General features: G+C 71.5%; 5 protein-coding genes. 2 read left to right on the top strand and 3 right to left on the bottom strand.

Annotated elements, in window-relative coordinates:
* Window positions 1-21 precede the first annotated feature (21 nt).
* The 3 genes from VM840_11795 to VM840_11785 are packed head-to-tail and all read right to left on the bottom strand — an operon-like array spanning window position 22 to window position 2,673.
* Window positions 22-498, bottom strand: coding sequence for an ABC transporter permease subunit (locus tag VM840_11795; GenBank protein ID HVL82260.1), 477 nt, complete (start codon window positions 496-498; stop codon window positions 22-24).
* Entirely contained in the window at window positions 485-1,516 is a 1,032-nt protein-coding gene (locus VM840_11790; GenBank protein ID HVL82259.1) for an ABC transporter ATP-binding protein, read from the bottom strand. Before VM840_11790 ends, VM840_11795 begins: the two co-directional genes overlap by 14 nt.
* A complete protein-coding gene (locus tag VM840_11785) occupies window positions 1,513-2,673 on the bottom strand; it encodes an NEW3 domain-containing protein (protein ID HVL82258.1) in 1,161 nt (386 codons plus the stop codon). Before VM840_11785 ends, VM840_11790 begins: the two co-directional genes overlap by 4 nt.
* 133 nt (window positions 2,674-2,806) lie before the next feature.
* On the opposite strand from VM840_11785, the gene VM840_11780 reads away from it, so the two are divergent.
* Window positions 2,807-3,661, top strand: coding sequence for an aldo/keto reductase (locus VM840_11780; protein ID HVL82257.1), 855 nt, complete (start codon window positions 2,807-2,809; stop codon window positions 3,659-3,661).
* A 63-nt stretch (window positions 3,662-3,724) separates the two neighbouring features.
* On the top strand, window positions 3,725-4,216 hold a 492-nt coding region (locus VM840_11775), incomplete at its 3' end, for a carboxypeptidase-like regulatory domain-containing protein (GenBank protein HVL82256.1).

The raw sequence follows: 4,216 nt of genomic DNA, 5'->3' as shown, positions 1-4,216 counted from the left end.
GCCCAGGCTCTCCCAGCCCATCTACCGCGACGACGTGATCAACGGGAAGTTCGCCGCGAGTCCGGCGGCGAACTTCCCGTTGATCACGTCGTCGCGGTAGATGGGCTGGGAGAGGAGCCTGGGCAGCGTCCCCTGCGCGCGCTCGCCGTTTATCGCGTCGAACCCGAACGCGATGCCGAGGAGCGGTCCGAGGAGCGCGACCATGGAGGAGAACGGCGGGAGCCGGGACGCCTCGTCCGTGATCGTGAACAGCCTGAGGAACAGGCCGGGCGCCCCGAAGATCAGGCCGGTCAGCCCCTGGAACTCCGATGTCTGCTCCCCGATGTCGCGGATCGCGGGCGCGGCCGAGAAGACCGCGGCGATGGCCGAGAGCCCGAGCAGCGTGGCGATGATCACCAGCCGGAGGGAGTTCGCGTGGTCGCCGAACTCCTTGCGCGCGACCACCTTCCATCCGGCCCGGGTGGGAGCGCGGGAAGCGGTGGCGTCAGCTGCCCTCATCGCGGGCCTCCTCCGTCCTGAAGTAGCGGCGGTAGATGTCGTCCAGCTCGGCTCCCCGGCGCCTGACATGCGTCGGGGTGACCCCCCTGTCCATGAGCGCGCGGATCATGGGAGCGCGGACGTCGGTCGTCGCCCGGACGACCCACAGCTCCCCCTCACGCCGAACGTCGACGACGTCGGGCACCGCGCGCAACGCCTCCCCGATCTCGGCGCCGTCGGCCCCCACCTCGATCGTGACCCCGATATCGGTGAGCTTCTCGGCGAGCTCGGAGACCCGTCCCTGTGCGACCACCCGTCCCCGGACGAAGATCGCCACCCGGTCGCAGATGGCCTGGACCTGATGGAGCATGTGGGAGGACAGCAGGACCGCCACGCCCCGCTCCCGCGGCAGACGGCGGACGAGCTCGAGCGTCTCCTCGACCGCCTCCGGGTCGAGCGAGATGGTGGGCTCGTCGAGGATCAGGATCTCGGGGTCCTTCACGAGGGCGTCGGCGATCCCGAGCCGCTGTCGCATGCCCCGCGAGTAGGTGGACACCTTGTCGTGTCCGGGTCCGGACAGCCCCACCTGGTCGAGGGCCTGGAGCGCCGCCCGGTGGGCGTCGTCGTCGCGTATCCCGTTCAACCGGGCCGTGTAGCGGAGGTTGTCGTACCCGGACATGTCCGCGTAGAAGCCGACGTTGTCCGGCAGGTAGCCCACCCGGCGCTTGATCTCGAGGGGGTCGCGTCGCGGGTCGAGGCCCACCACCCTGGCCGCGCCCCGCGTCGGCTCCGTGAGGCCGAGCAGCATCAGGATGGTCGTGGTCTTCCCGGCCCCGTTCGGACCGAGGAGGCCGAAGATCTCCCCCCGGTCGACCTCCAGGTCGAGACGGTCCACGGCCGTGAACGTCCCGTACTTCTTCGTCAGCTGCTGGGCGAGGATCGCGTACCGGCTGAGGTCGACCTCGGCGGGAGCCGGGCCGGCCGTCTCCGCCGGTACGGGCTCTCCTGGCGGGGTGGGCGTGGGGTGATCCGGGTTCATCGCCTTCCGTAGCGCTGGAACACGTACCGCATGCCGAACAGGACGGCGACGATCAGGAGCAGGCCGATCAGGCCCCACAGCCGCGAAGCCCGGACCGTGTACCTCAGCTCGAGCGACTCGCTGCCTCCCTGCGCGCCGCTCGCGGTCAGCGTGATGTTGTAGTCGCCGGCCACGGCGTCCCCCGCCGGGGTGACCCGGGCCACCACCTCTCGCGTCTCCCCGGGGGGTACCGCCTCCACGACCTCCGGCTCGAACTGCACGCGCCAGCCGGTCGGCGAGGTGTCGCTCAGGCGGACGTTCTGGAGCGGAGCCGTCCCCTCGTTGCGCACGACGAGCGTGACCTCGCGGGTCCGGCCCGCCACCCCCTCGCGGTTGAGTCGCTCGTCCGAGGTGGTGAAGGCGAGGGTCCGGGTCCCGGTGATCTCGACCGTGACCTCCGTGCTCGCCTGCTGACCTCCCGGCCCGGTCGCCGTCACCTTGATCGGGTACGTCTCAGCGGGCGCCTGGTCCGGCGGGTCGACCGAGACCTCCACGTCGGTCGTGCCGCCGCCCTCCACCGTGATCGACGCCGCCCTCGTCTCCGCCGTAGGACGCGCCTGGACGTCCCACCCTTCGGGTCCCTGCGCGGCGAGCGTGAAGCTCGTCTCCTCGGGGGTGTTGTTCTCGAGCGTGAGCCGGAACGTGAACGTGTCGGTGGGCGTTCCGCGCTGGGCCGGGAAGTCGCTGGTGAGGGTCACCGCCCCGGGGGCCTGGTCGGAGATGCGCACGGTCAGCGTCAGCCGGTCGACCGCGCCTGGAGCCGTCCCCTGCAGGACGAGCTGGTAGTCGCCCTGGGGGGTCTCGGGCGGCACCCGCACCTCGAGCTCGGCCTGTGGGGGCTCCTCCGGGTCACCGAAGACGGCGCCGATCAGGAACCCGCCCCCGCGCAGCTCGAACTGCCAGCCGGGCGGCGCCTGGACCATCTCGAGCCGCACGGGCCGCGGCTGCGACGTCAGCACGCGGATGTCGAACTTGACGCTCCGGCCCGCCTCCGAGACCACGAACGGGTAGTTCGTCTTGACCGTCAGAGGCCTCTGCTGGGCGGTCGTCGTGGATGCGGTCAGCGGGAGCAGTGCCGCGAGCAGGAACAGGACCGCGGCGGTGCGAACGATCCTCAAGGTCTCCACCTCCGTCACCAGGTACCCCAGAGAGACGAATGTACGAGAGCGCGCCTCCCATCCTCAACGAACGCGGGCTCGGGCAGGCAGGTTCCGCCCCGCCCGACCGGGTATCGTCGGGAGCCGAGGACAGATGGGGACACCTGCTGCAGCGGCCGGCACGGTGAGGGTCGGCGACCGGACCGTCAACCGCATGGGCTTCGGCGCGATGCGGATCACCGGCGACGGCATCTGGGGACCGCCGGCCGACCCCGAAGGCGCCAGAGCGCTCCTGCGGCGGGTCGTGGAGCTGGGGGTGAACCTCATCGACACCGCCGACGCCTACGGGCCCGGGACGAGCGAGGAGCTGATCGCGGAAGCCCTGCACCCGTACCCGGGCGACCTCGTGATCGCGACGAAGGGCGGGCTGCTGCGGTCCGGACCCGGACGCTGGGACCCGGACTGCCGTCCGGACCATCTGAAACGGTCGTGCGAGGAGTCGCTGCGGCGGCTGCGCGTCGACAGGATCACCCTCTACCAGCTGCACACGGGGACGGACCCCGATGTCGCGTTCGCCGACTCGGTCGGCGCCCTCGCCGAGCTGCGCGCGGAAGGGAAGATCGAACACGTCGGGCTGAGCAACGTGACGCTCGAGCAGGTGAGGGAGGCGGAGTCGATCGTTCCTATCGTCTCGGTCCAGAACCGGTACGGACTGTGGGAGCGCGACGGGGAAGACGTGATCGAGCATTGCGAGCGGGAGGGTCTGGCGTTCCTGCCCTGGTACCCCCTGGCCGCGGGGGCGATCGTCCGCCCGGGGGACGACCTCGACGGGGTCGCCGCCGAGCACGGCGCGAGCCGGGTCCAGGTCGCCCTCGCCTGGCTCCTGCAGCGGTCGCCCTCGATGCTCCCCATACCGGGCACCTCCCGCGTGGAGCACCTGGAGGAGAACGTGGGAGCTGCCGCGATCCGGCTCACGGACCATCAGATGCAGCGGCTCGAGGAGATGTAGCTGGAAGGGATCGGCGCCTGCGCGGATAACCATCCTCGGAGGGGATCGAGCGAGGGGGGAGATATGCGGGTCCGTGTCCTGGCCGTGGTGGCCGTCCTGTCGTTCGTCGTGGGACCGGTGGCGGAGGCCGCCGAGCGCACACCGCTCTCGGGCGCGATCGCAGGGACGGTCACGAACGAGGACGGGGCTCCCGTGTCCGGGGTCTGCGTCGTGGCCCGGCCCCCCGGCCCGGGCTTCGGTCCCGAGAAGCGGGTGGACACCCGCAGCGACGGGACGTTCTGGCTCACCGGCTTGCGCGATGGCGCCTACCTCGTCTCGGTCGCCGGGTGCGTCACCTCTCCGTACGAGCAGGTCACGATCTCCGACCCACCCCTGACGGTGGAGCTGGGCCGCGCGACCCGCATCGACGTCACGCTTCGCCGGCTCCCGACCATCGAGGGCACCGTCAGAACCCGCGACGGGCGGCCGCTGGGCGGGGTCTGCGTGTACGCGTCGGCGCCGGGAGGGGGCCGGCAGCCGGTGGGGATCGTGCAGCCTTCCCACGCGGGTTGGGGC

This window comes from Actinomycetota bacterium (assembly GCA_035540895.1).
Classification (GTDB): domain Bacteria; phylum Actinomycetota; class JAICYB01; order JAICYB01; family JAICYB01; genus DATLFR01.
This window is presented reverse-complemented; position numbering and strand designations above follow the sequence as displayed.

Bases quoted from the DNA above. Each gene is read 5' to 3' on its own strand.
- VM840_11795 (HVL82260.1), bottom strand. From the start codon at position 498: ATGAGGGCAGCTGACGCCACCGCTTCCCGCGCTCCCACCCGGGCCGGA.
- VM840_11790 (HVL82259.1), bottom strand. From the start codon at position 1,516: ATGAACCCGGATCACCCCACGCCCACCCCGCCAGGAGAGCCCGTACCG.
- VM840_11780 (HVL82257.1), top strand. From the start codon at position 2,807: ATGGGGACACCTGCTGCAGCGGCCGGCACGGTGAGGGTCGGCGACCGG.